This is a genomic window from Methylobacterium komagatae (assembly GCF_042661665.1).
Lineage (GTDB): Bacteria > Pseudomonadota > Alphaproteobacteria > Rhizobiales > Beijerinckiaceae > Methylobacterium > Methylobacterium komagatae.
The window spans coordinates 1,579,054-1,604,164 of sequence record NZ_JBHSWN010000001.1 but is presented as its reverse complement, the minus strand read 5'-3'; the positions used below and the strand labels follow the sequence as shown (position 1 = coordinate 1,604,164).

Here is a 25,111-nt window from a genome sequence, read left to right as displayed (position 1 = left end):
GACGCGTCGTGTCCGGGTTTGGCTCATGCTGCCAGGGTCTCCGGCGCCGCGACGGCGCTCGTCCGCACATGGTCGAGCAGCGCCCGCACTGGATGGCGCAGGCGGATGCCGTCGATAATCTTCACCTGAGAGCGGCAGGAATAGCCATCGGCCAGGAGATCGCCCGCGCCCTCGTGGACGCGCTGCGCCCAGCTCTGCGCATAGATGATCTCCGACGTCGCCCGGTTCCGGGCCTCGTGGCCGTAGGTTCCGGCCATGCCGCAGCAGCCCGAGGCGGGCACATCGAGCCGCAGGCCGAGATGGAGAAACACGGCCTGCCAATCCTTGACGGCGCCCGGCGCGTTGGTGCGCTCGGTGCAGTGGGGCAGTAGGCGGAAGGTGCCGCCGCCGCTTCTCGGCGCGACCGCATCGAGCCGTCCGGACAGCCATTCCTGTACGAGTTGGACCTTCGGCGCCGCCCCTTCCGGCAGGGCGGCGGCATATTCGGAGCGGTAGGTGAGCGTCATGGACGGGTCGATGCCGATCAAGGGCACCCCTTCCGCTGCAAGCGTCCGGAGGGAGGCAGCTCCGTCGGCGGCGACCTTTCCGAACCGGGCGAGGAAGCCGTGGACATGCAGCGGCTTGCCGTTCGGCCGGTAGGGCGCGAGCCATGGCCGGAAGCCAAGCTCGACCAGCAAGGCGCAGAGGTCGGCAACGAGTTCGGCCTCGAAATGCGTGGTGAAGGCATCCTGCACGATCACGACCGACGCCCTCCGCTCCTCAGCGCTCAAGGCGCGCAAAGCCGCAGGCGTCGCGGTGGAAACACCGAGATGGGCGAGCGTCCCCACGAGGTCGAGGGTCGAGAGAGCGGGAATCGCCACGAGACCGAGCTTGGCCAGGGCCACGCGGGCCACGGGGTTCGCCGCCAGGGCGTTGCCGAGACGAGGCATCCGCGCGGCGAGGGGCAGCACGTGTTCGAGGGCGCCGATCAGGTGGTCCTTCAGAGGGCGCGGATAGCGTTGGTGGTAGAGCGCCAGGAACTTCGCCCGGAAACTCGGCACGTCGACCTTGATCGGACAGGAGCCCGTGCAGGACTTGCAGGCGAGGCAACCATCCATCGCCTCCTTCACAGCGTGTGAGAAGTCGCTCCGGTCGCCCGCCGGGCGCAGGCTGCGGAGGAGGTCGCGCAAAGGGCTCGGCCGCTCCCGGCGCAGGGCTGCAGTGGGATCGGCCCCAGCGGCAGCAGCGAGCCGAAGCCATTCTCGCATGAGCGAGGCGCGCCCCTTGGGCGAGTGCCGCCGCTCGCGAGTCGCCTTCCAGGACGGGCACATGGCCTCGTCCGTATCGTAGGAGAAGCAGGCACCGTTGCCGTTGCAATGGAGCGCCGCGTCGAACTCGGCGCGGATCGCGGGGGGATGGTGCGGTCGGCCTCGCCGCGCCGGGGCACGCCGTCGATCCGCGTCAGCGCGTGACCGGAAGCCGAGGCGATCTTGCCGGGATTCAGCCGGTCGCCGGGATCGAAGGCGCGCTTCACCGTTTCCAGCACGGGCATGAGCGGCCCGAAGGTCTCCGGCACGAATTCCGAGCGGAAGCCCTTTCCGTGCTCGCCCCAGAGCAGGCCGCCATACCGCTTGGTGAGCGCGACGACGCCCTCCGTGACCTCGCGGATCAGCGGCGCCTGCGCCGGATCCTTCAGATCGATGGCGGGGCGGACATGCAGCACCCCGGCATCGACATGGCCGAACATGCCGTAGCGCAGCCCCTTGGCATCGAGGAGGGCGCGGAACTCGGCGATGTAATCGGCCAGTACCTCCGGGGGCACCGCCGTATCCTCCACGAAGGGGATCGGCCGCGCATCGCCCTTGGCCGCACCGAGAAGGCCCACCGCCTTCTTGCGCATGGTCCAGAGCCGTTCGATCGCCGCGCCCCTGGCGATCGTGTGGCCGACGCGCTTGCCGTGGCTCTGCTTCTCGGCGTCGAGGGCATCCGTCAGCCGGCTCAACGATTCTTCGACGATTGAGGGCTCGTCACCCACGAATTCCACGAGGTTGATGCCCTCGACCGTCCGGCCCGCCGGATCATCGGGGAAGAAGGCTCGCACCTCGGCCCAGATCGGGTCCTTGCGGGCGAGGCCGAGCACAGTGGAATCGATGGTCTCGACGGAGGCTGCGCCGAAGGGCATCAGCGCCTGCGCATCGCGCAACGCGGCGTCGAAATCGACGTAGGACAGGGCGACGAGGGCGGAGGCCTTCGGAATCGGCAGCACGTTGAGCCGCGCCTCGGCGATGAGGGCGAGCGTTCCTTCAGCGCCGCAGATCAGGCTCTTCAGGTCGAAACGGCCCTCCGCGTCGCGGACATGGGCGAGGTCGTAGCCCGTGAGGCAGCGGTTGAGCTTGGGAAAACGCGCCGCGATCAGCGCTGCGTTCTCGACAATCGCCGCGTCCACGGCGCGGTGGATTTCCCCGACACGGCCAGGCTGCGCCTTGGCGGCGGCGAGGCCCTCCGCGTCCAGAGGCTCGGCGGTCCAGACCGTGCCGTCGGTCAGCACGCAGGTCAGCGCCAGCACGTGGTCGCGTGTCTTACCGTAGAGGCAGGAGCCCTGACCGCAAGCATCGGTCGAGATCATGCCGCCGATCGTGGCACGGTTCGAGGTCGAGAGTTCCGGCGCGAAGAATAGCCCGTACTTGGCGAGTTCGCGGTTCAGCTGATCCTTCACCACCCCCGGCTCGACGCGGACGATCCGGTTTTCGACGTCGATCTCTAGGATACGGTTCATGTGCCGCGAGGTGTCGACCACGAGCCCGTGCCCAAGCGATTGGCCGTTCGTCCCCGTCGCGCCGCCGCGGGGGCGGATCACGATTTCGGTGAAGCGCGGATCATCCAGCAGGCGGGCGATGCGCACGAGGTCGTCGCGGGATCGTGGGAAAGCCACGGCGCCGGGCTCGACCTGATAGATCGAGTTGTCGGTGGCAAAGACCGTGCGGTCGGCGGGCGTGAGCGACAGGTCGCCTTCGAAGCCCCGCGCCAGCAATTCGGCGCAGGCAGCCTCGTAGAGGGGGACCGCATCGGCGGTGCGGGTAAGAACCGGGATCATGCGACGCGTTCTACACCCGGCGGCCCGTGAGGGAAGCCGAAGTGGCTGGCACCAGCCTTGCCAGTCCGTCGCAAGGATCGGAAACCGGGAATGGGCATGAACGCGGATGTCGAACGGATCAGGAGTGTCCTGGCGGAACTGATCAAGGCGGCCCTCTTATCGGACGACGCGAAGAGCCTCGCCTGCCGGGAAGAGGCGTCCACCCAGATCGCCGCCGTGCAAGCGAACCCGCCTGACCCCGCCCATGTCAGGATGGACGGCGCCTGGACGCTCGCCATCCAGGACGCCGAGACGCCGGAGCTCACGCCGGAGGAGGGCCAAGTGAGCCTCACCTTACCGCGCCAGTGCCTTTTTACCCTCAATGAAATGCTGGCGCCGAACTTCGACCGGGACGAGGCGGTGGAACGCATCCGCAAGTCGGCCTCGACGGGGTGACGCGGGAATGGCTTGACCGAAGCCAACCTGCGGCATCTGTTGAGGAACACGGATGAGGCGTTGCCCTGCGCCACCTGTGCCACCACCTTTGAGGTTGGCGCAGGCCGCACGGCATGCCCCGCCCTTTCTCGAGACACGGCACGGATTCGTTGGCACCCCGCACCCGCGCGAAGGCGGATACCGCCCTCCCCCAGACGATCCCGACGCGCGAGCAGATCCTCGCCTTCATCGCCGAATCCAAGGAACGCGTGGGCAAGCGCGAGATCGCCAAGGCCTTTGGCCTGAAGGGCGGCGCGGCGAAGATTGAACTGAAGGCCGTTCTGAAGGAGATCGAGGCCGAGGGCGGTCTCGAGCGCGGGCGCGGCGGATTCCAGGCCGCCGGGCATCTGCCCCCCGTGGTGCTGGCCGATATCCGCTCCCGCGACCGCCACGGCGACTTTTTGGCCGTGCCCGCCGAATGGACGGGCGAGGGCAAGCCGCCGTCTATCGTGCTCATGCCCGTGCGGGGCGGACGCGGCGCCAAGCGGCCCGCGCCGGGCATCGGCGACCGCGCCCTCATCCGCGTGGAGCGCGACGCCGAGGGTGGCTATTCTGGCCGCGTCATCAAGGTCATCGGAAAGAACAAGGCCGAGATCATCGGGGTCTATCGTGCAGGCGCCCAGGGCGGCCGCATCGTGCCCGTCGACAAGAAGGCACAGGGCAAGGAGATCCTGATCCCGCCGGGCGAGGAAGGCGAGGCCAAGGACGGCGACCTCGTGAGCGTCGCCCTGGAACGCGAGACCCGCTTTGGCCTGCCGCGCGGTCGGGTGCGCGAGCGCCTGGGCTCCCTCGGCTCCGAGAAGGCGGTGAGCCTCATCGCCCTGCACCTGCACGGCATCCCGCACGTCTTTGCCGATTCGACGCTTGCCGAAGCGGACGCGGTAAAGCCCGCGACGCTGAAAGGCCGTGACGATTGGCGCGACCGCCCCTTGCTTACCATCGACCCGCCGGATGCGAAGGATCACGACGACGCCGTGATGGCCGAGCCTGACGAGGACCCTGGCAACCCGGGCGGCTTCGTCGTCACCGTCGCGATTGCCGATGTCGCGGCCTATGTCCGCCCCGGCACGAGCCTCGACCGAGAGGCCTTGGAGCGTGGCAACTCGGTCTATTTCCCTGACCGGGTGGTGCCGATGCTGCCCGAACGCATCTCGAACGATCTCTGCTCGCTGCGCGAGGGTGAGGACCGCCCGGCCATCGCCGTGCGGATGGTGATCGCCGCCGACGGGGTGAAGCGCCGCCACAGCTTCCACCGGGTGATGATGCGCTCGGCCGCCAAGCTCTCCTACGCGCAGGCGCAGGCCGCCATCGACGGGCATGGCCACGAGAAGACCGGCCCGCTTCTCGACCGGGCCCTGCGTCCGCTCTGGGCCGCCTATGCCGCCCTGAAGACCGCCCGTGACCGGCGCGGGCCCTTGGCCCTCGACCTGCCCGAGCGCAAGGTTCTGTTGACGCCCGAGGGCGGCGTCGACCGGGTGATCGTGCCCGAACGCCTCGACGCCCACCGGCTGATCGAGGAGTTCATGATCCAGGCGAACGTCGCCGCCGCCGAAACCCTGGAATCGGCCAAGCAGCCGCTGATCTACCGGATCCACGACGAGCCCGCCCTGGAGAAGATGCGTGCGCTGGGCGAGGTGCTGGGGTCGGTCGGCATCAAGCTGCCGAAGGAAGGCGCGCTCCGGCCCGACCTGTTCAACCGCATCCTGCGCTCGGTGGCCGAGACCGAGCACGCGATCTTCATCAACGAGGTCGTGCTGCGCTCACAGGCCCAGGCCGTCTACGCTTCCGAGAACCTCGGCCATTTCGGCCTGAACCTGCGCCGCTACGCGCATTTCACCTCACCGATCCGGCGCTATGCCGACCTCATCGTCCACCGGGCGCTGATCACGGCTTGCAAGCTCGGGTCAGGAGGCCTCTCGTCCGACATCTCGGCGGGGGATCTCGCCGCCATCGGCGAGACCATCTCCGCGACGGAGCGGCGGGCCATGGCCGCCGAGCGCGAGACGATCGACCGGCTCATCGCGGGCCACCTCGCGGACCAGGTCGGCGCGACCTTCGCCGGGCAGATCTCGGGGGTGAACCGGGCTGGCCTGTTCATCAAGCTCGACGAGACCGGGGCCGACGGCTTCGTGCCGATCTCGCAACTCGGCGCCGACTATTTCCGCCATGAAGAGGGCCGCCACGCCCTCGTCGGCGAGCGCACGGGCGAAACGTTCCGGCTCGGCGACCGGGTCGAGGTGCGGCTCGTGGAGGCGGCGCCCGTGGCGGGTGCCCTGCGCTTCGAGCTTCTGAGCGAGGGGCGGCAGGGGTCGAGGGGCGGTGGCACCCGCAAGGGTCTCGGACGGCCATTCAAGGCGGCTCCGCCCAGCCGCCCGGCGGGTATCCGCAACTCGGGGTCGCGCCATCGGGGCTCCCGCCGCTGAGGGCCGGGATGGTACGACGGGTGCGCGAACGGCAGAAGGAATGAAGGCTGCATGCCGATGACCGAGACTCCCGCCCCGGTCCGCACGGGCCTGATTCGCTCGATGGCGCGCGGCTTCATCGGCCGCTGCCCGCATTGCGGAGAAGGAAAGCTGTTCGGCCGCTTCCTGAAGGTCCGGCCCGAATGCGTGTCCTGCGGACTCGAACTGTCGCACCACCGCGCCGACGATCTGCCGCCCTATGTGGTGATCTTCGTGGTAGCCCACATCGTAGGCTACCTCATCCTGGAGACGGAGAGCGCTTACGACGTGCCGCTCTGGGTCGAACTCGGTATCTGGCCCGTCTTCACCCTGGTTCTGGCGCTCGGCCTGCTCCAGCCCGTGAAGGGGGCCGTCGTCGGCCTGCAATACGCCCTTGGCATGCACGGCTTCTCCGCGCTACCGCGGGGCCGCCCCGCTCCGGGGCCGGAGGAGACACGCCTTGCCCCAGCCGGACCCGGCGGCGCCGCAGGCCGCCCCTAAGGCCGCACCCGAGGCAGCGCGTCCGGCCGCGAGCCTCCGCCCCCGCGACGCAGCGACGATGATCGTGCTCGACCGTCGCGGCCGGGGTGGTCCGAAGATCCTGATGGGGAGGCGCAACGCCCGGCTCGCCTTCATGCCGGGCAAGTTCGTGTTCCCCGGCGGGCGAATCGAACTCGGTGATCGCTCCATGCCGGTGGTGGGCGCCCTGTCCGACCATGCCGAGACGATGCTCTCCCGGCGCATCACCCGGCCGCCGCACCATCTCGGACGCGCCCTGGCGCTCGCTGCGATCCGCGAAACCTACGAGGAGACGGGACTGATGCTCGGAACCACCGAGTATGGCCCGCCCGAGGAGGTGCCCGATGGCTGGGAGGCCTTCCACCGCCACGGCGTCCTACCAGATCTCGAAGCCTTGCACGTCGTCGCCCGCGCGATCACGCCGCCGAAGCGCGTCCGCCGGTTCGACACGCGCTTTTTCGCCATCGACCGCACCTGCGTCGCCGCCGAGGAGCCGGGCCGGGTAAGCGAGGACAGCGAACTCACCGAACTCGCCTGGGTGCGCCTTGATGCGGCGCGCAAGCTCGATCTGCCCTACATCACCCGTGCCATCCTCGACGAGCTCGAGGCGCAGATCGCCGTCGACTTCGCGCCGTACCGGCAGATCCCCTTCCACTTCGAACGCTACGGCCGCCGCGAGCGGGAGTTTTTGTGACACAAACGCATGGATCCGGCTCCATTGCGGCGGCCGGAGAACGGGGTTGGGAGCCGAGCGACCGGGAACGCATCGCCGCCATCGCGGCGGCCATCGCCTGTGTCGCGGTCGTCGGGATCGGCCTGAGCCTGTCGATCCCGCTGCTGTCCATAGAGATGGAGCGGAGGGGCGCGTCGAGCACGCTCATCGGCCTCAACACCGCGATGGCAGGCATCAGCAGCATCTGCCTCGTGCCCTTCGTGCCGCGCATCGCGGCGCGCTTCGGCGTCGTACCCCTGCTGACCCTCTCGCTGATCGTCTCGGCGGCGAGCCTCGTCGCCTTCCCGCTTCTACCGGGCATCCTGCCCTGGTTCCCACTCCGCTTCGTGTTCTCGGCGGGCTTGGGGGCGCTGTTCGTCTTGTCGGAATACTGGATCAACGCGGCAGCGCCCCCGGAGCGGCGGGGCCTCGTGCTTGGGATCTACACCACCGTCCTGGCGCTGGGCTTCGCGGTCGGCCCGGTGCTTCTCGCCCTCGTCGGCACGAACGGCCTGTGGCCCTACCTGACCGGCGCGCTTCTCGTTCTGGCCGGGTTGCTGCCCGTGCTCCTCGCCCGTGGCCTGTCGCCCTCCGTCCAGAGCGGGGCCGGCCGGGGCGTGTTCGGCTACATTCGCCTCGCCCCCGCCGCCCTGTTCGCCGCCCTGCTCTACGGCGCCGTGGAGACGGGCATCTTCGCGATCCTGCCGCTCTACGGCTTGCGGATCGGCTATGACGCGCAGGGCGCGGCCGGGCTCGTGAGCCTGATCGCGCTCGGCAACGTGCTGTTCCAGATTCCCTTCGGCTGGCTTGCCGACCGGGTGGACCGGGGGCTCGTGCTGCTGGGCACCTGCCTCGGCTGCGCTCTGGGCTCGGCACTGATTCCAGCCGCCTCCGGCTCGGCGATGTCGCTTGGCATCCTGCTGTTCCTCTGGGGCGGGCTCGCGGGCACCCTCTACACGGTCGGCCTCGCGGCCTTGGGCGCGCGGACCTCTTCCGCCGATCTCGCGGGCGCCAACGCAACCTTCGTGGTGCTTTACAATGTAGGCCTGATTCTCGGGCCGCCGGTCATCGGGGGCGGGCTCGACCTGATGCCCCCGGACGGCTTCGCCTACGCCCTGCTCGTCCTGTTCCTGGCCTATGCTCTGCCCCTGGCGGCCATCCTGGCACGGGCCCGGACGCGGCGATCCCCTTGACCTGACCGCCTCGATCGGGCATGCAACCGGCCGAATTCGGCCGGGCCTTCCCGGCCCTTTTGCGTTTCGCTCAAGCGGCGGAATGCCACCCGCTCAGGAGCAACCGCCATGGCCAAGGCCGTCACCGTCAAGATCAAGCTCGTCTCCACCGCCGACACGGGCTACTTCTACGTCACGAAGAAGAACTCGCGGACGCAGACCGAGAAGCTCTCCATGCGCAAGTACGACCCCGTCGCGCGCAAGCACGTCGAGTTCAAGGAAAGCAAGATCAAGTAAGCGCTTCACCCGCGCCGAACGTCAGGCCGCCTCCGGGCGGCCTTTTTCATGCGCTGGTCTCGGCTTCCATCGCCTGCGCCAAGTGCCGGGCGACCGAAACGAGGGCCGTGACCATGGGCGTCGAGGGTTCCCGCCGGGGTGCCACGAGGCCGATTGTGTGAACGACATCGGGGGCGGTGATCGGGATCGCCTGGAGACCCTCGATCGCGCCGAGCGCATTGACCAGCACGGCGGGCATGATCGACGCCCAGCGCAATGTGCGCACATGGCTCATCAGAACGATCATTGAGTTCGATTCGAGGGTGGCGGCAGGCTCGCCCCCCGCCGCGCGGATCTGCTGATCGATGATCCGCCGATTCTGCATATTGGGTGTCAGCAGGCACAGGGGCACCTGACCCGTTTCGGCCCAGGTCACCGATTTGCGGCCGTCATAGGGGCCGCCCGCCGCCGTCACGAAGCGGTAGCGCTCCTGATACAGCGGCACCGAGACCACGCGCCCCAGGGGTTCGTTGTCGAGGTAGGTGAGACCCGCATCGGCCTCCAGGTTCTCGATCAGGGAAAAGATGTCGGTCGAGGTAGCCGACTCGATCGTCAGGCGAACATCCGGATGGCGCTCGCGATAGGGCGTGGTCAGCCGCGCCACCATCGGCAGTGCCGTGGGGATGGCCGCGATCCGCAGATGCCCCGTGAGACCCCGGCGCAGGCCGGTGACCTCCTCGTGCATGGCCCGGGCATCGGCCACGATGCGCCGCGCCCAGGCGAGGACCCGCTCTCCCTCCGGCGTGAAGCCCTGAAAGCGCGAGCCGCGCAGCACGAGCTGCACGCCGAAGCGATTCTCAAGCTGCTTCACTCCGGCCGAGAGGGTCTGCTGCGTGACACCGCAGGTCTCGGCCGCATGGCCGAAATGCTGCTCGCGGGCCAGCGCGAGCAGGAAGTCGAGCTTGTCGATCACCTAGGTCTTTCCCGGCCCATCGGATCAAGCTGAGTTAAGCGCCCGGCCGCCTTCGCACAATCCAGGCGCCGATCCCCGTCAACGAAACAGGATGAGTGCCTTCGACAGGGTAATGCCGATGCCCCACAGGATCGGGATGCCGACGACCGCCCAAGCGAGCAACGCCCCGAGGCTAAACCCGCCCCGGCCGATGCCGAAGGAGCCGGAAGCCACCTGACGGGTGCCGGGGACGGCCCCCAGCGCCGCGACATCGGCATCGGCCATGAACCAACGCTTGGCCAACGGGCGCACCGCGAGATTGCAGACGAAGCCCGCCACGAGGAAGCCTGCGAGGATGTACATCGTCCGGCCGTAGAGATCCGCCCCCTGTACGCCCGAGGCGGCCTGGATCTCCCGAATCTTCGTCACGACGAACGGCCCGACGATCCCGGCCGTGGACCATGCGGTGAGCAGCCGCCCGTGGATGGCGCCCACGAACTGCGTGCCGAAGATGTCGGCGAGATAGGCCGGGATGGTCGCGAAGCCTCCGCCATACATCGAGAGGATGACGCAGAAGATCGCCACGAACAGCGCCTGCGCCCCTGCATTGGCCGCGCTGGGGGCAGCGGCATAGAGCAGGGCACCGAGCAGGAAGAAGGTCGCGTAGGTCACCTTACGACCGATCCGGTCGGACAGGGAGGCCCAGAAGAACCGCCCGAGGATGTTGAACAGCGACAGAAGCCCGACGAAGCCCGCCGCGATGGCCGCGACCTGAGCCTTCTGCCCGCCATCGAGGGCGGAGAGCGCCGTACCCGGCTGGCCGATGAGGGCGCCGCCGAAGATCTCCTGAAGCATCGGCGAAGCCAGCGCCAGCACGCCGATACCCGCCGACACGTTGAGGCAGAGCACCAGCCAGATCATCCAGAACTGGACGGTCTTGTGCGCGTCCCGCAGGTGGACGTGACCGGCGGCGATCATCTTGTTGGAGGTGGCGGCGGGCGGCGTCCACCCCTCGGGTTTCCACCCGGCCGGAGGCACGCGATAGCCGAAGGCGCCCGCCATCATGAACAGCAGATAGCCCACGCCCATCACGGCCAGCGTCTGCCAGACACCGGCCGAATCCGGCGTCCGGAAGCTCTTGATGAGCAGGTCGGCGAGGGGCGAGCCGATCATCGCGCCGCCGCCGAACCCCATGATCGCCATGCCGGTCGCCATGCCGCGCCGGTCGGGAAACCATTTGATCAGCGTCGAGACCGGGGAGATGTAGCCGAGCCCGAGGCCGATGCCGCCGATCAGGCCCATGCCGAGCCAGAGCAGCCAGAGCTGGTGGATGTAGACCCCGAAGGCGCCGATAAGGAACCCGCCTGCCCAGCACAGGGCGGCGGCGAGCCCGGCCTTGCGCGGACCCGCCTTTTCCAACCAGCCGCCGAACAGGGCCGCCGAAAGGCCGAGCACGACGATACCGATGGAAAAGATCGTGACGAGATCGCTGACCCGCCAATCGCAGGTCGTCGTGAACAGGGCCGTCATCACGCCCATGTCCGGGCAGGCAGCCGGGGTCGGCTGACCAACCGAGAGCGCGCGGCTCAGCGGCAGCCAGAAGACCGACAGGCCATAGGCCATGCCGATGCACAGATGAATAGCGAGAGCGGCAGGAGGAACGAGCCAGCGATTGAAGCCGGGCCTTGCAACGATCCGTTCACGTGACAGGAAGCCATGTGAAACATCGGGCGCGACCGCGCCCGCAAGACCTGTTGTCATTCGAAATCCTCCACACCCGGCCTCTTGTTGGGCCGGGCATGGAATTCGTTTAGCCTTCCAGGGCGCGCAAGGCTACCGCACGAAGAACGTTGCCGGGTTAATCCCAGACAAAGCACCGAAATTCTTCGCGACCACTCAACCGGCGTCGCTCGCCCCTTCACCGAGCTTCTGCGGATCTCGCGTGGCGGGACGGACTGGGCTTTCGGCCGACGGCTCGTCGATATGCATGGCCTTGCGGACGAGGATATCCGCCTTGTCGCCGAAGGCCGGCAGAGCGGCCTCCAGCTTGTGCACCATCTTCGGCGTCCAGAACGCCTGGATGTGCTTGTGGACGCCGGCCACCGCCTCCTCATCCGGATAGGACCGGAAGAAGGAGGCGATCTGGTTCGCCATGCGGAGGAGCTTGTCCTCCTGGGTCGCAGCCGCCATCGCGCTTACTCCGCCGCTTCCTTGGCCGCGCCCTGAGCGATCCGCGTCAGGGAGAAGTCCTCCTCGTAGAACTTCGCCTGCCAGTCCGAGGGCCGGTTGGTCCGCCGCACCTGCACCGCTGTCACCTTGTATTCGGGGCAGTTGGTCGCCCAATCCGAGTAATCGGTGGTGATGACATTGGCGCCGGTCTTGGCGTGGTGGAAGGTCGTATAGACTACCCCAGGCTGCATCCGCTCGGAGACCTTCGCCTTCAGGGCGATGTCGCCGGAGCGGCTTTCCAGGGAGACGAGGTCACCATCCACGATGCCGCGCAGTTCGGCGTCGAAGGGGTGGATCTCCAGAACGTCCTCCTCGTGCCAGCGGGAGTTCTCGGTGCGCCGGGTTTGCGCGCCGACATTGTACTGGGACAGGATGCGGCCCGTGGTGAGGATAAGCGGGAACTTCGCCCCCGTCCGCTCCTCGGTCGGCACGAACTCGGTGATCATGAACCGGCCCTTGCCGCGGACGAACCGGTCGACGTGCATCATCGGGGTGCCGAGCGGCGCCTTCTCGTTGCACGGCCACTGGATCGAGCCGGCTCGTCGAGCTTGGCATAGGACACGCCGGTGAAGCTCGGCGTCAGACTCGCGATCTCAGCCATGATCTCGGAGGGATGGCTGTAGTTCATCTCGTAGCCGAGAGCCTTGGCGAGGAGGATGGTGCCCTCCCAGTCGCCGTAGCCACCCAGCGGCGGCATCACCTTGCGCACGCGGCTGATGCGCCGCTCGGCATTGGTGAAGGTGCCGTCCTTCTCCAGGAACGAAGCGCCCGGCAGGAAGACGTGGGCGTATTTCGCCGTCTCGTTCAGGAAGATGTCCTGAATGACGATGCATTCCATCGCCATCAGGCCGGCGGTGACATGGTGCGTGTCGGGGTCCGACTGCGCGATGTCCTCGCCCTGGATGTACATGCCCTTGAACGAGCCATCGACGGCCTCGTCCAGCATGTTGGTGATGCGCAGGCCCGGCGCGTTGTCGAGCTTGGCGCCCCACAGGGCCTCGAAGCTCTCGCGGGTGGCATCGTCCGAGACGTGGCGGTAGCCGGTGAGCTCGTGCGGGAACGAGCCCATGTCGCAGGAGCCCTGCACGTTGTTCTGGCCGCGGAGCGGGTTCACGCCCGCGCCGAGCTTACCGATGTTGCCGGTGGCCATGGCGATGTTGGCCATGCCCATCACCATGGTCGAGCCCTGGCTGTGTTCGGTGACGCCGAGGCCGTAATAGATCGCCGCCGGGCCGCCCTTGGCGTAGAGGCGAGCCGCACCGCGCACCGCCTCGGGGTCGAGGCCGGTGAATTGCTGCTGGTTCTCCGGCGAATGCCGCTCCTCGGCGACGAAGCGCGCCCAGGACTCGAATTCCGGCAGGTCGCACCGCTCGCGAACATAAGCCTCGTCGATCAGGCCTTCCGTGACGATGACGTGAGCCATCGAGTTGATGAAGGCGACATTCGAGCCCGGCTTCAGCGGCAGGTGGAAGTCCGCCTTGATGTGCGGCGACTTCACGAGGTCGATCTTGCGCGGGTCGGCGACGATGAGCTTCGCGCCCTGGCGCAGGCGCTTCTTCATCCGCGAGCCGAAGACCGGGTGACCGTCGGTCGGGTTGGCGCCGATGACGAGGATCACGTCGGAATTCTCGACGGACTTGAAGTCCTGCGTGCCGGCCGAGGTGCCGAGCGTCGACATCAGGCCGTAACCGGTCGGCGAGTGGCAGACGCGGGCGCAGGTATCGACGTTGTTGTTGCCGAAGGCGGCGCGAACCAGCTTCTGGACGAGGTAGGCTTCCTCGTTCGTGCAGCGGGACGAGGTGATGCCGCCGACGGAGTCTTTGCCGTACTTGGCCTGGATGCGCTTGAACTCGGAAGCGGCGCGATCGATCGCCTCCTCCCAAGACACCTCACGCCACGGATCCGTGATCTTCTCGCGGATCATCGGCTTGGTGATGCGGTCCTTATGGGTGGCGTAGCCGTAGGCGAAGCGGCCCTTCACGCAGCTATGGCCCTCATTGGCCTTGCCGCCCTTGTAGGGGACCATGCGCACCACCCGGGTGCCCTGCATCTCCGCCTTGAACGAGCAGCCGACGCCGCAATAGGCGCAGGTGGTGACCTCCGCATGCTCGGGCTGGCCGAACTCGTGAATCGTCTTCTCCTGGAGAGTTGCGGTCGGGCAGGCCTGCACGCAGGCGCCGCAGGACACGCACTCGGATTCCATGAAGTTCGTCGGCCCGGCGGCGACGCGGCTATCGAAGCCGCGACCGGCGATGGTCAGTGCGAAGGTGCCCTGTACCTCCTCGCAAGCGCGCACGCAGCGATTACAGACGATGCACTTCGACGGGTCGTAGGTGAAGTACGGGTTGGACTCGTCCTTCGGGAGGTACTTTTCCGCCGTGGGCATGACGTGGTTGTCGCCCTCGTAGCCGTAGCGCACGTCGCGCAGGCCGACGACACCGGCCATGTCCTGCAGCTCACAATCGCCGTTGGCGGCGCAGGTGAGGCAGGTCAGCGGGTGATCGGAGATGTAAAGCTCCATCACGCCCTTGCGGAGCTTGGCGAGCTTGTCGGTCTGCGTGTGCACGACCATGCCGTTCTCGGCCGGCGTGGTGCAGGAGGCCGGCGTACCGCGACGGCCCTCGATCTCAACGAGGCAGAGGCGGCAGGAGCCGAACGGCTCCAGGCTGTCGGTGGCGCAGAGCTTGGGGATCTGCGTCCCGGCCATGGTCGAAGCCGCCATGACGGAGGTTCCGGCCGGAACCGTGACCTCCATGCCGTCGATCGTCAGTGTAACGGTCTGCTCGGCGACCCGGATGGGCGTGCCGTAGTCGATTTCCTTGATGAGGGCCATGGAAGCCTCCTCACTCAGCCGCCGCAGGCAGGGAGCCCGCGCGGTGAAAATCCTCGGGGAAGTGGGTGATGGCGCTCATCACGGGCATCGGCGTCAGGCCACCCATGGCGCAGAGCGAGCCGTCGGTCATGACCTCGCAGAGATCCTCGACGAGCTTGAGGTTCGCCTCGGGGCGGATGCCCGCAATCACCTTGTCCATCGTCTCGACGCCGCGCGTCGCGCCGATGCGGCAGGGGGTGCACTTGCCGCAGGATTCGGTGGCGCAGAACTCGAAGGCGAAGCGGGCCTGGGCCGCCATATCGACGGTGTCGTCGAACACCACGATGCCGCCGTGGCCGACGAGGCCCTTCTTGGCGGCCATCGCCTCGTAATCGAGGGGCGTGTCCAGCAGGTGATCGGGGAAGTAGGCCCCCAGCGGACCGCCGACCTGCACCGCGCGGACCGGACGGCCCGAGCGGGTGCCGCCGCCGTAATCCTCGATCACCTCGCGCAGCGTGATGCCGAAGGCGAGCCGATCAGGCCGCCATGCTTGATGTTGCCTGCGAGCTGGATCGGCAAGGTGCCCAGCGACCGCCCCATGCCGTAATCGGCATAGGCCTTGGCGCCGTTCTCGAGGATCCACGGCACGGCCGTGAAGGTCATGACGTTGTTGACCAGCGTCGGCTTGCCGAGGAAGCCCTTGAGCGCCGGGATCGGGGGCTTCGCCCGCACGATGCCGCGCTTGCCCTCCAGGCTCTCCAGCAGAGAGGTCTCCTCGCCGCAGATATAGGCGCCGGCGCCGAGGCGAACTTCCAGGTGGAAGGTCTTGCCCGAGCCGAGGATGTTCTCACCCAGCACCCCCGCCTTCACGCCGTTGGCAATGGCCTCCTTCAGGGTCTCGAAGGCCTGCGGGTATTCGGAGCGCAGGTAGATGTAGCCGCGCGTGGCCCCCGTCGCGACGGCCGCGATGGTCATGCCCTCGATGAGGTTGAAGGGATCGCCCTCCATCATCATCCGGTCGGCGAACGTCCCGGAATCGCCCTCATCGGCGTTGCAGACGACGTATTTCTGCTCGCTCTTGGCGAGCATCACCGTGTTCCACTTGATGCCCGCCGGGAAGCCGGCGCCGCCGCGCCCGCGCAGGCCGGATTCACGCACTGCCGTAACGATGCCCTCGGCATCGAGTTTCAGCGCGTTCTCGAGGCCGCGATAGCCACCATGGGCCCGGTAATCGTCCACCGAGACGGGATTGATCACGCCGCAGCGGTGGAAGGTCAGGCGCTGCTGCTTGGCGAGGAAGGGAAGCTCTTCCGGCTTGCCGAGGCGCAGGGGATGCTCGCCACCCGTGGGCAGGCCGCCGTCGAGCAGACTGTCCACGTCCTTCTGGGTCACGGGCCCGTAGGCGATGCGGCCCTCGGGGGTCGCGACCTCGACCATCGGCTCCAGCCAGAACAGGCCACGAGAGCCGGTGCGGACGATGGTGACATCCAGGCCGCGCCGCTCGGCGCCTGCGAACAGCGCGCGGGCAACCTTGTTGGCGCCGAGGCCGAGGGCCACGGCATCGCGGGGGATATAAAGGGTGACGCTCACTGGCGTACCTCCGTCAGGGCGGCTTCCAGAGCGTCGGCGGTGAGATGCGCGACGGGCTCGCCATCGACCAGGGCGGCCGGGCCGTTGGCGCAGAGCCCAAGGCAATAGACCGGCTCGACATGGGCCGATCCATCCCTGGCCGTGCCGTGCCAGTCACAGCCGAGACGGCCGAGGATTTCCCGGTGCAGAGCGTCCGACCCCATCGCCTGACAGGCTTCGGCGCGGCACAGCTTCACCTCGTGCCGCCCGTGGGCAGGCTCCTTACGGAAGTCGTGATAGAAGCTGACGCAGCCGAACACCTCGGCATTCGACATGTTCAGCGCATCGGCGATCAGCGGGATCGCGCCGGAATCCACGTAGCCAAAGGTCTCCTGCAAGGCGTGCAGGATCGGCAGCGTAGCGCCTTCCAGATGGCTGTGCTCGGCGATGATGCCCGACGCGCGGTCGGCGCTCCAGGGCTCGTGACGCGGCATAGGTTTCCTGCCCAGTCTGTTCCTTTTCTAAGTCCAAGTGGAACAGAATTGCAGGTTGGCTTCAATCGCGCTGTCCGGTGGAGCGACAAAGGACGTCTGTCGAACTGTTACCTCGCGGGCGACGGGATTGTGCGATGCGCTGAGCGAAGCCGCCCTTAACGAAACCTTTCCCTCTGCCTTCAGGTCTTTCCAGGCCGTTCCGCATCACTGCGATCGGCTGTCGAGGCCCCCAGAAGACATGCAAAAAAATGCCGCCTGTCAGAACTCCATGTCGAGTTCTTCGATCTCCTCAGGCTCGTTCGCGGCGGCCTCGGCCCATTCCACCATCAGCGGCCAGTGCAGGATGGTGTCGCGATAGGCGGTGGCGCCCGGCGGCAGCTTTACGTCGTAGGTGCGGAAGCGGGTACAGACGGGGGCGAACATCGCGTCCGCAAGACAGGGCGTCTGCCCGAACAGGAACGGGCCCTCATAGCGGTCCAGGCAATCGTCGAAGATGGTGACGATTCGCTCGATATCGGCCTTGGCGCCGTTGAACAGCCGGAAGCCGGGATGGAACGCCTTCAGGTTCATCGGCAGGGCCGAGCGCAGGTTCACGAAGCCCGAATGCATCTCGCCTGAGATCGAATGGCAATGCGCCCGCTCGGACCGCCCCTGAGGCAGCAACTGCGCCTCCGGGAAGGTTTCGTTCAGGTAGGCGGTGATGGCGAGGGTATCCCACACGACGATGTCGCCGTGGCGCAGGCGGGGGACCAGGAAGGACGGTGAAAGGTGCAGCAACTCGGCGCGGCTGGTCGAGTCGTCGCCGGACAAAACCTCGGTGGAGAAGTCGAGCCCCGCCATCCGGCAGATCAACCAGCCCCGCAGGGACCATGAGGAATAGTTGCGGCTGGAGATGGTCAGCGTCGCGGCGTTCATCGTCCCCTCCGACATCGCGTCGATTCGCGAGGCAGATCCAAGACTCGTGCCGAACGGTCCGGATAGGCGAATCAGGCCGATGCGGGAGAGCCTACTCCCGTCTCAGAAGCGCCGCGACCTCCGCCTCCTCCGCCGGGGATAGAGAGCGTGCCGAACTCGTGGTGCGACGCCGTGAAAGGCGCCACAGCCCGAACAGGCCGAGGAGCACCGCCAGGGCGGGGGTCAGCCACAGGATGAGCGTGTGCAGCGCAAACACCGGACGCAACAGAACGAACTCGCCATAGCGAGCCACTACGTAGTCACGCACCTGCGCGTCGCTGTCGCCCTTCGCGAGACGGTCGCGCACCAGCAGGCGCAGATCCTTGGCGAGGGGAGCGTCCGAGTCGTCGATGGACTGGTTCTGACAAACGAGGCAGCGCAACCCCTCGGAGATGTCCCGCGCCCGATGCTCCAGGGCGGGGTCCTTCATCACTTCGCTCGGCTGGACGGCCACCGCCGGAAGAGGCGCGAGCAGAAGCGCGGCGATGAGCGCGTAACGGGTCTTCGCGCTCATTCCGCAGGCACCACGCTTGCGGGAAGCGCGCGGCCCTTCGCCTTAGCCGGGGCGCCGACCCGCATCCGACGGTCCGTGAGAGACAAGCCGCCGCCCAACGCCATCACCACAGCGCCGATCCAGATCAGCAGCACCAGGGGCTTGTAGTAGAGACGCAGGCCGATGGAGCCATCCTTCCCGACCTCGCCGAGGCTGGCATAGACCTGGCTCGCACCAACCGTGAGCAGCCCGGATTCGGTCACCGTCATCTGGCGGCTCGGATAAAATCGGCGGCCGGTCTCGACCTTGCCGATCTCTTCTCCGGCCTTGTCGCGGATGGTGAGGAAGGCACCCGCCTCCTCGTAGTTCGGGCCCTTGCGCGGGGCGACCTGATCGAGGGTCGCCTCATAGGGGCCGACCGCGAGGGTCCCGCCGGGGTTGATGCTCGCCAGCCCCTCGCTCGCCCAGCCCTGGGCGGCGATGCCGATCACCACCACACCGACGCCCGCATGAGCGAGCGCGGTGCCCCAGGCCGAGCGCGGCAAGCCGATGGCCCGGCGGGCGATCTCGGAAGGAGCCCGCGTCCGCCGGGCGCCGTAGCCGCGGGCGCGGCCGATGATCTCCAGCGCGGAGCCGATGATCAGGTAAGCCCCGAGGCCGATGCCGACCGGCGCCATGATCGGACCGCCGATGCTCATGGCGAGCACGCCGAGCCCCACCGCCAGAGCCAGGGCGAGGGCGAAGAACAGGCGCTGCGACGCCGCCAGCATGTCCCCGCGCTTCCAGGCGAGCGCCTGCCCGAACGGGACGATCAGCAGCAGCGGGATCGCCAGGGGAATGAAGGTCGCGTTGAAGAAGGGCGGACCGACCGTGATCTTGTCGCCGGTCAGCATCTCCAAAAGCAGCGGATAGAGCGTCCCGACGAACACCGTCGCGCAGGCGGCGACGAGGAACAGGTTGTTGAGGACGAGCGATCCCTCCCGCGAGATCGGTGCGAACAGCCCACCCTGGCGCAGCAGCGGCGCCCGCCACGCGAACAGCGTGAGCGAGCCGCCGATGAACAGCACGAGGATGGCGAGGATGAACACGCCGCGCGTCGGATCGGTGGCAAAGGAATGCACCGAGGTCAGGACGCCCGAACGGACGATGAAGGTGCCCACGAGGGAGAGCGAGAAGGTCAGGATGGCGAGCAGCACCGTCCACACCTTCAGAGCGTCGCGCTTCTCCATCACGACGGTGGAGTGGAGCAGGGCCGTGCCCGCAATCCACGGCATCAGCGAGGCGTTCTCGACCGGATCCCAGAACCACCAGCCACCCCAGCCCAGCTCGTAATAGGCCCAGTAGGATCCCATCGCGATGCCGAGGGTGAGAAAGCACCACGCCGAGAGCGTCCAGGGCCGCACGGCCCGCGCCCAGACGGCATCGATCCGCCCGTCGATCAGGGCCGCGACCGCGAAGGCGAAGGAGATCGAGAAGCCGACATAGCCGAGGTAGAGCAGCGGCGGATGGATCGCGAGGCCGGGATCCTGCAGCAGCGGGTTGAGGTCGCGGCCCTCCAGAGGCGCGGGCACGACGCGGGTGAAGGGGTTCGACGTCGTGATGATGAACAGCACGAAGACGAAGGTGATCAGCCCCTGCACCCCGAGGGTATTGGCCCGCAGGCGCGGCGGCACGGAATTGCGCGCGGCGGCGACACAGGCCCCGAACAGCGTGAGGATGAGCACCCACAGGAGCATCGAGCCCTCGTGGTTCCCCCACACGCCGGAGAACTTGTAAATCAGCGGCTTCTGGGTGTGCGAATTCTCGACCACATTCTGGACCGAGAAGTCCGACGTCACATGCGCCCAGGTCAGGGCTGCGAAGGCGAAGAGCACGCAGGCGAACGAGCCGAGCGCCGCCTGGAAGGTTGCCTGCCGCAGGGTTGGGTCGTTCGACCGCGCCGCCCAGATCGGCATGGCCGTCTGGACGAGCGACAATGCGAGCGCCAGGGCGAGTGCGAAATGTCCGGTCTCGACGATCACGTCCGCCTCACCGTTCGCTGCGCGGTCCGAGGGTGCCGCCGTTCGCGGCCGCCGAAGGGGCTGCGGCGGGGGCAGCGCCCTGGGCGCCCCCTCCTGCCAGCGGCCCTGCTTCTTGAGGGCGTCGGCGACCTCGCGGGGCATGTAGGATTCGTCGTGCTTTGCCAGCACGGTATCGGCGCGGAACCGGTGGCCCGGCTCCAGCACGCCTTCGGCTACCACGCCCTGCCCCTCTCGGAACAGATCGGGCAGGAGGCCCTTGTACTGCACGGCGATGGTGGCGCCGTGGTCGGTGACGGCGAAATCGATCGTCTGGTCCGGCCCGCGCTTTAGCGAGCCGTCCTGAACGAGGCCGCCCAGCCTCAGGCGCGTGCCCACGGGTATCGCCTGCGCCTCGATCTCCGAGGGCGACTTGAAGAAGACGATGGAGCCGCTCATCGCAAACAGGATCAGCCCTACGGCCAGCGTGAGCACGCTGCCGCAGGACAGGATCAGGACGAGGCGGCGCTTCTTGCGCGTCACGACGGATCGTTCCCCCACATCCGGTCGGTGCCGGACTTCCAACTGTGACCAGAGGGTGTCGGACGCGACGGCCGCCCGGTCAAGGGCGGGAGGGCGTCAGCCCCCTCAGGGGCGACCTTTGGCATCAGGGCCAGAAAGGCCTAGATCGCGGGCGAGGCCGTCCAGCCGTGCCACTGCCTCGCCGTTGGCGGCCAGCGCCATGCGAGCCCGGTCGAGCGCTCTTTCGGCTTGTTCGCGCTCGCCCAGCACGCTGTAGGACCGCACGAGCCGCATCCACTCGTCGGGGCTGCCACCCTTCGCCCCCAGGCGCCGGTCCAGGGCTTCGACCATGCCCCGCACGGCGGCATCCCGCTCGGCCGGGGGCATGGCGCGCATGGCCGCCATGGCGGCCTCCGTGTCGGCGCGAGCCTCCGGCGATGCGGCTTGAGGGGCCGCAACCTGCGGCTGGCCGAGACCGATCTCCTTCGCCGCTGCTTCGACTTCAGAAAGACCCTGACGGTTGCCGTCGAGCGCGGTGCGCGCCCGCACCAGGGCGGCCTGGGCTTGGTCACGCTCGCCGAGCACGCTGCGCGAGCGGATCAGCCGGATCCACTCGTCCGGCGTGCCGCCGCCGCCTTTCAGGCGGGCGTCGAGCCCATCGACCATGCCGCGGATGGCGGCCTGTTGCTCCGCGGGGATGGTCCGGGGTGCCTGCCCCTGCGCGGGTGGGGGAGCGGGCTCGCCCTTGAGCCGGGCGAGGGTCGACCGGACGGCTCCGAGCCAGGGGGCATCGGGCGCGCTCAAGGATTCGAGGGTGGTGAGCTGGCGGATCGCTTCGCCGGTATCGCCTGCCTGCTCGGCGGCACGGGCGACATAGAACCGTGCCTTGGCTGCCTTGGCGTCCTTGGCGAGCGCCCGCTCGAACAGGTCCTTCGCCTGCGGGGAGACGGTGCCGTCCCCGGCGGCAGTCAGGGCCTCGCCCCAGTCAGCCAGGGTCTCGGGTGAATCGCCCTTCAGCCGGGCGATCTGCCCGTAGGCGCGGGCGGCGTCATCGAAGCGGCCCGTGCGCATGTAGACGGGCGCCAGCACCTGCCAGCCACGGGCGTCGTTCGGGTCACGGGCGAGGCGGGCCTCGATTTGACCGACCGCCTTGGTCAGTTCGTCGTTGCCGCCCCGTGCGGCGACCCGGTCGGCCTCCGTCTGCGCAGGCAGTTCCGGCGAACCGTAGAGGCCGTAGGCGATCAGGGCGACGAGGGGGATGGTCGACAGGGCGAAGGCGGAGGCCGCGCGGCGGCGGCGCAAGCGCGGCTCGGCGAGCGTCGGCGTATCCTCGGCCGGCCCGACCTCTCGGCTCGCCCGGAGCAGGCGGCGGGCGGCCTCGGCGCGGGCGGCCTCGGCCTCCTCGGGCGCCATCAAGCCGCGCTCCACGTCGCGGGCGATCTCGGAGAGCTGATCCTCGTAGAATGCGGTCTCGGTGGCGACGAGAGCCTCGGGCTCCTCGCTGCGCGGATCCGCGACGCGGCGCGACATCGGCCACAACAGACAAAACACGGCCGCGGCAGTCATGCCCGCCAGGATGAACCAGATCGCCGTCATCAGATCCCGCGTACGAACCGGATGGATCCGGTCTTCATATGGTGGCGGCTCCGACCTGACGTCATGCCTCGGACGAGCGGTACGGTGTCACTCATGTGAGCGCCGCTGACAACCCTTGCCGTAAGGCCCTGACGGAGGCGCCCGCTCAATGCCCGGCCACCCCGGCCGGAGCATCCCCCGGCACTTCGAGCACCGCCCGCAACCCGCCGAGCGTCGCCTGATCGAGGCTGAAGCGCCCGCGATACAGGGTCGCCAGATCCGCCACGATCGAGAGGCCGAGCCCCGAGCCCGGCTTCGACTCGTCGAGCCGCCGCCCGCGGCCGAGCACGGCCTGCCGCGCGTCGGGGGGCAGGCCCGGCCCGTCATCCTCGATGGTCACGACGAGATGGTGGTAGCCCTCCCGGGCGATCACCTCCGAGCGGATCGAGACGCGGCCGTGCGCCCATTTCGACGCGTTGTCGACGAGGTTGCCGACCATCTCCTCGAAATCCTGCCGCTCGCCTCGGAAGCGCAGGCCCGGCGGCACGTGGACGTCGTAGGCGATGTCCTTGTCGCGGTAGATCTTGCCGAACGTGCGCACGAGGCCTGCCAGCGCCGGTTCGATCTCCGTCGATGTGCCAAGGGTCCCCGCCAGCGCCGCCGCCCGCGCCCGGTCGAGGTGGTAGTTCACCTGGTCGCGCATCACCGCCGCCTGCTCGCGGATCTTCTGCGCGAGATCCTCCGGTGCGTCGGACGAGCCGACCTCGTTCACGATGATCGAAAGCGGGGTCTTCAGGGCATGGGCGAGGTTGCCGACCTGGGTGCGGGCGCGCTCCAGAATTTCCCGGTTCGTCTCGATCAGCAGATTCACTTCGCCGGTCAGCGGCGCGATGTCACGGGGATAAGTCCCGGTGATGCGGTCGGCCTCGCCCTGGCGGATGGCGCCCAGCGCCGCGCGCATCTTCTTGAGGGGTGCGAGGCCGAATCGGATCTGCAGCAGCGTCGTGATCGCGAGTGACGCTCCGAGCAGCGCGAAGGTCATGTAGAGGGCGTTGCGGAAGCGATCGACGTCGTTGACGATCTCATCCGCAGGCCCGGCGACGCGTACCGTGTAGCGGCCCTCCTCGCCGAGATCGACGTCGCGCTCCATGATGCGCAGGAGCCGCCCGTCCTGCCCTTTGCCGTAGCCCTGACGGATCTGTCCGACGCCGACCTTCCCGTCCGCGTCGGTGGCGGGCGGCAGCGGCACGCCGACGAGAGAGCGCGAGGTTCGGACGTCGCGCGGCTTCGCATCAGGCTTGCCCACCTGCCAGTACCAGCCGGACAGGGGCAGGTCGAAGCGCGGATCGCCCAGTGAGAAGGTGCGGCTCTCGGGGTCGTTCGGCGTGACGAGGTCGGTAGCGAGGTTGTTGGTGAAGACGAGGAGGCGGCTGTCGAAGGCGCGCTCGGTGTTCTCGCGATAGAGCGTCGTGAGAATCCAGGCGGCGATCAGCAGGATCGCCGAGCTCGAGAGGAAGGCCGAGACGGCGAGGCGGACAGCGATGGAGCGCCGCCGCAGGGCCAGGAGGTCGAAGAGGCGGTGCATCGGCGCGCCGGATCCGGGATCGCTCACACCGGAGCGGCGGCGTCGTAAACCACCTCACCCCACACCGGCAACCGGGCTACGCCCATCACACCCTGGCCGCCGGGTGGTTCGGATCCACGAGGTAGCCGAGGCCGCGGACCGTCTGGATGAGATCGACCGCGAGCTTCTTGCGCAGGCGTCCGACGAAGACCTCGATTGTGTTCGAGTCGCGATCGAAATCCTGGTCGTAGAGGTGCTCGGTCAGTTCGGCGCGGGAAACGACCCGGCCAGTATGATGCATCAGGTACGACAGCAGACGGTATTCGTGGCTCGTCAGCTTCACCTGAGCGCCGTCCACGAAGACCTTGCCCGAACGGGTGTCGAGGGTAACGGGGCCGCAGGTGATCTGGCTGGAGGCATGGCCCGCCGCACGGCGCAGCAGGGCGCGCACGCGGGCCATCAGCTCTTCCATGTGGAACGGCTTGGTGACGTAATCGTCCGCGCCAGCATCGAATCCGTCAACCTTGTCGGACCAGCGGTCGCGAGCGGTGAGGATGATGACGGGCGTCTTGACCCCCGCGCGGCGCCACTTCTGCAGAACGGTGACGCCGTCCGCCTTGGGCAAGCCCATGTCTAGGATGATGGCGTCGTAGGGCTCGCTCTCGCCGAGATAGCCACCCTCCTCGCCGTCATAGGCTTTGTCGGCGACGTAGCCCGCCTCTTCCAGCGCGGCGACGACCTGCCGGTTGATGTCCTTGTCATCCTCGACGACGAGCAGCCGCACGTCTCACTCCATTCCGGTCGGCACGCTTCGAGCGGCGCGCCGTCAGTATTGACCCGCGACCTTACCGGTTCGCGCATCCACGATGACGTGCACGAAGTGCCCGTCCCGGCGCAAGGCCGTCAGCATGTAGACGAGGCCGTCCTCGATCCGGCACAGGCTCGCCCGTTGGATCTCGGCGCGGGGGATGACCGTGCGCGCGGCGCGGATCGCGGCGATAGGCTCGATCACCCGGCGTTCGCCGACTTCCTCGCGCATGTCGGCAGGCGAGAGGCAGGTCTCGATCCGGGGGGCGGGGGCGAGGGCGGCCTGAGCGGTCTGCATCGCCGGGGCGTCCTCCGCCATGGAGCCGATCCCGCCCACGGCGAAGGCCGCGACGGTCAGGCAGATGGCAGAGAGGGCGATGGCGTAGCGCATTGGGCCGAGCTTTGTTCCCCAGGCACTGAATAGGCCCTGAATAGGGGCGCCGTCCCGGCCCATACGGCGAGGATCCGCGGGTCGT

At 68.1% G+C, this 25,111-nt stretch carries 17 protein-coding genes and 4 pseudogenes; 6 read left to right on the top strand and 15 right to left on the bottom strand.

Going from position 1 to position 25,111, the window contains the following annotated elements:
• Positions 1 to 23: 23 nt before the first annotated feature.
• Positions 24 to 3,073 (bottom strand): annotated as a pseudogene (ydiJ, locus tag ACFQE0_RS07760) (D-2-hydroxyglutarate dehydrogenase YdiJ).
• Positions 3,074 to 3,169: 96 nt separating this feature from the next.
• On the opposite strand from ydiJ, the gene ACFQE0_RS07755 reads away from it, so the two are divergent.
• The 6 genes from ACFQE0_RS07755 (at position 3,170) to rpmG (ending at position 8,688) form a co-directional block, all read left to right on the top strand.
• Positions 3,170 to 3,508, top strand: coding sequence for a hypothetical protein (locus tag ACFQE0_RS07755; RefSeq protein ID WP_378968565.1), 339 nt, complete (start codon positions 3,170 to 3,172; stop codon positions 3,506 to 3,508).
• Between the two features lie 149 nt (positions 3,509 to 3,657).
• A complete protein-coding gene (gene rnr, locus ACFQE0_RS07750) occupies positions 3,658 to 5,970 on the top strand; it encodes a ribonuclease R (protein ID WP_378968563.1) in 2,313 nt (770 codons plus the stop codon).
• A 57-nt stretch (positions 5,971 to 6,027) separates the two neighbouring features.
• Complete coding sequence (locus ACFQE0_RS07745; protein WP_378968561.1) at positions 6,028 to 6,489, top strand: DUF983 domain-containing protein; 462 nt, start codon at positions 6,028 to 6,030, stop codon at positions 6,487 to 6,489.
• Positions 6,449 to 7,201 carry an NUDIX hydrolase gene (locus tag ACFQE0_RS07740; RefSeq protein WP_378968559.1) on the top strand — a complete coding sequence of 251 codons (753 nt, stop codon included), beginning with the start codon at positions 6,449 to 6,451 and terminating at the stop codon, positions 7,199 to 7,201. The genes ACFQE0_RS07745 and ACFQE0_RS07740 overlap by 41 nt, the downstream gene beginning before the upstream one ends.
• A 71-nt stretch (positions 7,202 to 7,272) precedes the next feature.
• Positions 7,273 to 8,412: an MFS transporter gene (locus tag ACFQE0_RS07735; RefSeq protein WP_378975361.1), complete on the top strand. Its 1,140-nt coding sequence runs from the start codon at positions 7,273 to 7,275 to the stop codon at positions 8,410 to 8,412.
• Positions 8,413 to 8,520: 108 nt separating this feature from the next.
• The gene (gene rpmG / locus ACFQE0_RS07730) at positions 8,521 to 8,688 is read left to right on the top strand and encodes a 50S ribosomal protein L33 (RefSeq protein WP_010684598.1); all 168 of its coding nucleotides are present in this window, start codon (positions 8,521 to 8,523) and stop codon (positions 8,686 to 8,688) included.
• A gap of 46 nt (positions 8,689 to 8,734) precedes the next feature.
• Here rpmG and ACFQE0_RS07725 read toward each other — a convergent pair whose 3' ends face one another.
• The 14 genes and pseudogenes from ACFQE0_RS07725 to ACFQE0_RS07660 all read right to left on the bottom strand — a co-directional run bounded on the left by ACFQE0_RS07725 (position 8,735) and on the right by ACFQE0_RS07660 (position 25,026).
• Positions 8,735 to 9,640, bottom strand: a complete 906-nt coding sequence (locus ACFQE0_RS07725) for a LysR family transcriptional regulator (protein WP_378968557.1) — start codon at positions 9,638 to 9,640, stop codon at positions 8,735 to 8,737.
• Positions 9,641 to 9,718: 78 nt separating this feature from the next.
• Positions 9,719 to 11,380, bottom strand: a complete 1,662-nt coding sequence (locus tag ACFQE0_RS07720) for an OFA family MFS transporter (protein WP_378968555.1) — start codon at positions 11,378 to 11,380, stop codon at positions 9,719 to 9,721.
• A gap of 135 nt (positions 11,381 to 11,515) precedes the next feature.
• A complete protein-coding gene (locus ACFQE0_RS07715; protein WP_378968553.1) occupies positions 11,516 to 11,809 on the bottom strand; it encodes a formate dehydrogenase subunit delta in 294 nt (97 codons plus the stop codon).
• 5 nt (positions 11,810 to 11,814) lie between these two features.
• Positions 11,815 to 14,681 (bottom strand): annotated as a pseudogene (gene fdhF / locus ACFQE0_RS07710) (formate dehydrogenase subunit alpha).
• A 10-nt stretch (positions 14,682 to 14,691) separates the two neighbouring features.
• Positions 14,692 to 16,250, bottom strand: a pseudogene (locus ACFQE0_RS07705) (formate dehydrogenase beta subunit).
• Positions 16,247 to 16,723: a formate dehydrogenase subunit gamma gene (locus tag ACFQE0_RS07700; RefSeq protein ID WP_378968551.1), complete on the bottom strand. Its 477-nt coding sequence runs from the start codon at positions 16,721 to 16,723 to the stop codon at positions 16,247 to 16,249. Before ACFQE0_RS07700 ends, ACFQE0_RS07705 begins: the two are co-directional and overlap by 4 nt.
• Before the next feature lie 258 nt (positions 16,724 to 16,981).
• Positions 16,982 to 17,638: a glutathione S-transferase family protein gene (locus ACFQE0_RS07695; RefSeq protein WP_378968548.1), complete on the bottom strand. Its 657-nt coding sequence runs from the start codon at positions 17,636 to 17,638 to the stop codon at positions 16,982 to 16,984.
• 91 nt (positions 17,639 to 17,729) lie between these two features.
• A complete protein-coding gene (locus ACFQE0_RS07690; RefSeq protein ID WP_378968546.1) occupies positions 17,730 to 18,191 on the bottom strand; it encodes a cytochrome c-type biogenesis protein in 462 nt (153 codons plus the stop codon).
• The gene (locus ACFQE0_RS07685; protein ID WP_378975359.1) at positions 18,188 to 20,191 is read right to left on the bottom strand and encodes a heme lyase CcmF/NrfE family subunit; all 2,004 of its coding nucleotides are present in this window, start codon (positions 20,189 to 20,191) and stop codon (positions 18,188 to 18,190) included. The genes ACFQE0_RS07690 and ACFQE0_RS07685 overlap by 4 nt, the downstream gene beginning before the upstream one ends.
• 96 nt (positions 20,192 to 20,287) lie before the next feature.
• Positions 20,288 to 20,710: pseudogene (gene ccmE / locus ACFQE0_RS07680) on the bottom strand (cytochrome c maturation protein CcmE); the annotation flags it as partial.
• Between the two features lie 105 nt (positions 20,711 to 20,815).
• Positions 20,816 to 22,285, bottom strand: a complete 1,470-nt coding sequence (gene ccmI / locus ACFQE0_RS07675; RefSeq protein ID WP_378968544.1) for a c-type cytochrome biogenesis protein CcmI — start codon at positions 22,283 to 22,285, stop codon at positions 20,816 to 20,818.
• Between the two features lie 145 nt (positions 22,286 to 22,430).
• Complete coding sequence (locus ACFQE0_RS07670; protein WP_378968542.1) at positions 22,431 to 23,849, bottom strand: sensor histidine kinase; 1,419 nt, start codon at positions 23,847 to 23,849, stop codon at positions 22,431 to 22,433.
• An 85-nt stretch (positions 23,850 to 23,934) separates the two neighbouring features.
• The gene (locus ACFQE0_RS07665; protein ID WP_378968539.1) at positions 23,935 to 24,612 is read right to left on the bottom strand and encodes a response regulator transcription factor; all 678 of its coding nucleotides are present in this window, start codon (positions 24,610 to 24,612) and stop codon (positions 23,935 to 23,937) included.
• A gap of 42 nt (positions 24,613 to 24,654) precedes the next feature.
• Entirely contained in the window at positions 24,655 to 25,026 is a 372-nt protein-coding gene (locus ACFQE0_RS07660; RefSeq protein WP_378968537.1) for a PepSY domain-containing protein, read from the bottom strand.
• Between the last annotated feature and the right edge of the window lie 85 nt (positions 25,027 to 25,111).

Excerpts from the sequence above, each read along its gene's own strand:
- ACFQE0_RS07755 (WP_378968565.1), top strand. The coding sequence starts at position 3,170 with ATGAACGCGGATGTCGAACGGATCAGGAGTGTCCTGGCGGAACTGATC.
- ACFQE0_RS07745 (WP_378968561.1), top strand. The coding sequence starts at position 6,028 with ATGACCGAGACTCCCGCCCCGGTCCGCACGGGCCTGATTCGCTCGATG.
- rpmG (WP_010684598.1), top strand. The coding sequence starts at position 8,521 with ATGGCCAAGGCCGTCACCGTCAAGATCAAGCTCGTCTCCACCGCCGAC.
- ACFQE0_RS07720 (WP_378968555.1), bottom strand. The coding sequence starts at position 11,380 with ATGACAACAGGTCTTGCGGGCGCGGTCGCGCCCGATGTTTCACATGGC.
- ACFQE0_RS07715 (WP_378968553.1), bottom strand. The coding sequence starts at position 11,809 with ATGGCGGCTGCGACCCAGGAGGACAAGCTCCTCCGCATGGCGAACCAG.
- ACFQE0_RS07700 (WP_378968551.1), bottom strand. The coding sequence starts at position 16,723 with ATGCCGCGTCACGAGCCCTGGAGCGCCGACCGCGCGTCGGGCATCATC.
- ACFQE0_RS07695 (WP_378968548.1), bottom strand. The coding sequence starts at position 17,638 with ATGAACGCCGCGACGCTGACCATCTCCAGCCGCAACTATTCCTCATGG.
- ACFQE0_RS07690 (WP_378968546.1), bottom strand. The coding sequence starts at position 18,191 with ATGAGCGCGAAGACCCGTTACGCGCTCATCGCCGCGCTTCTGCTCGCG.
- ccmI (WP_378968544.1), bottom strand. The coding sequence starts at position 22,285 with ATGACGGCGATCTGGTTCATCCTGGCGGGCATGACTGCCGCGGCCGTG.
- ACFQE0_RS07670 (WP_378968542.1), bottom strand. The coding sequence starts at position 23,849 with ATGCACCGCCTCTTCGACCTCCTGGCCCTGCGGCGGCGCTCCATCGCT.
- ACFQE0_RS07660 (WP_378968537.1), bottom strand. The coding sequence starts at position 25,026 with ATGCGCTACGCCATCGCCCTCTCTGCCATCTGCCTGACCGTCGCGGCC.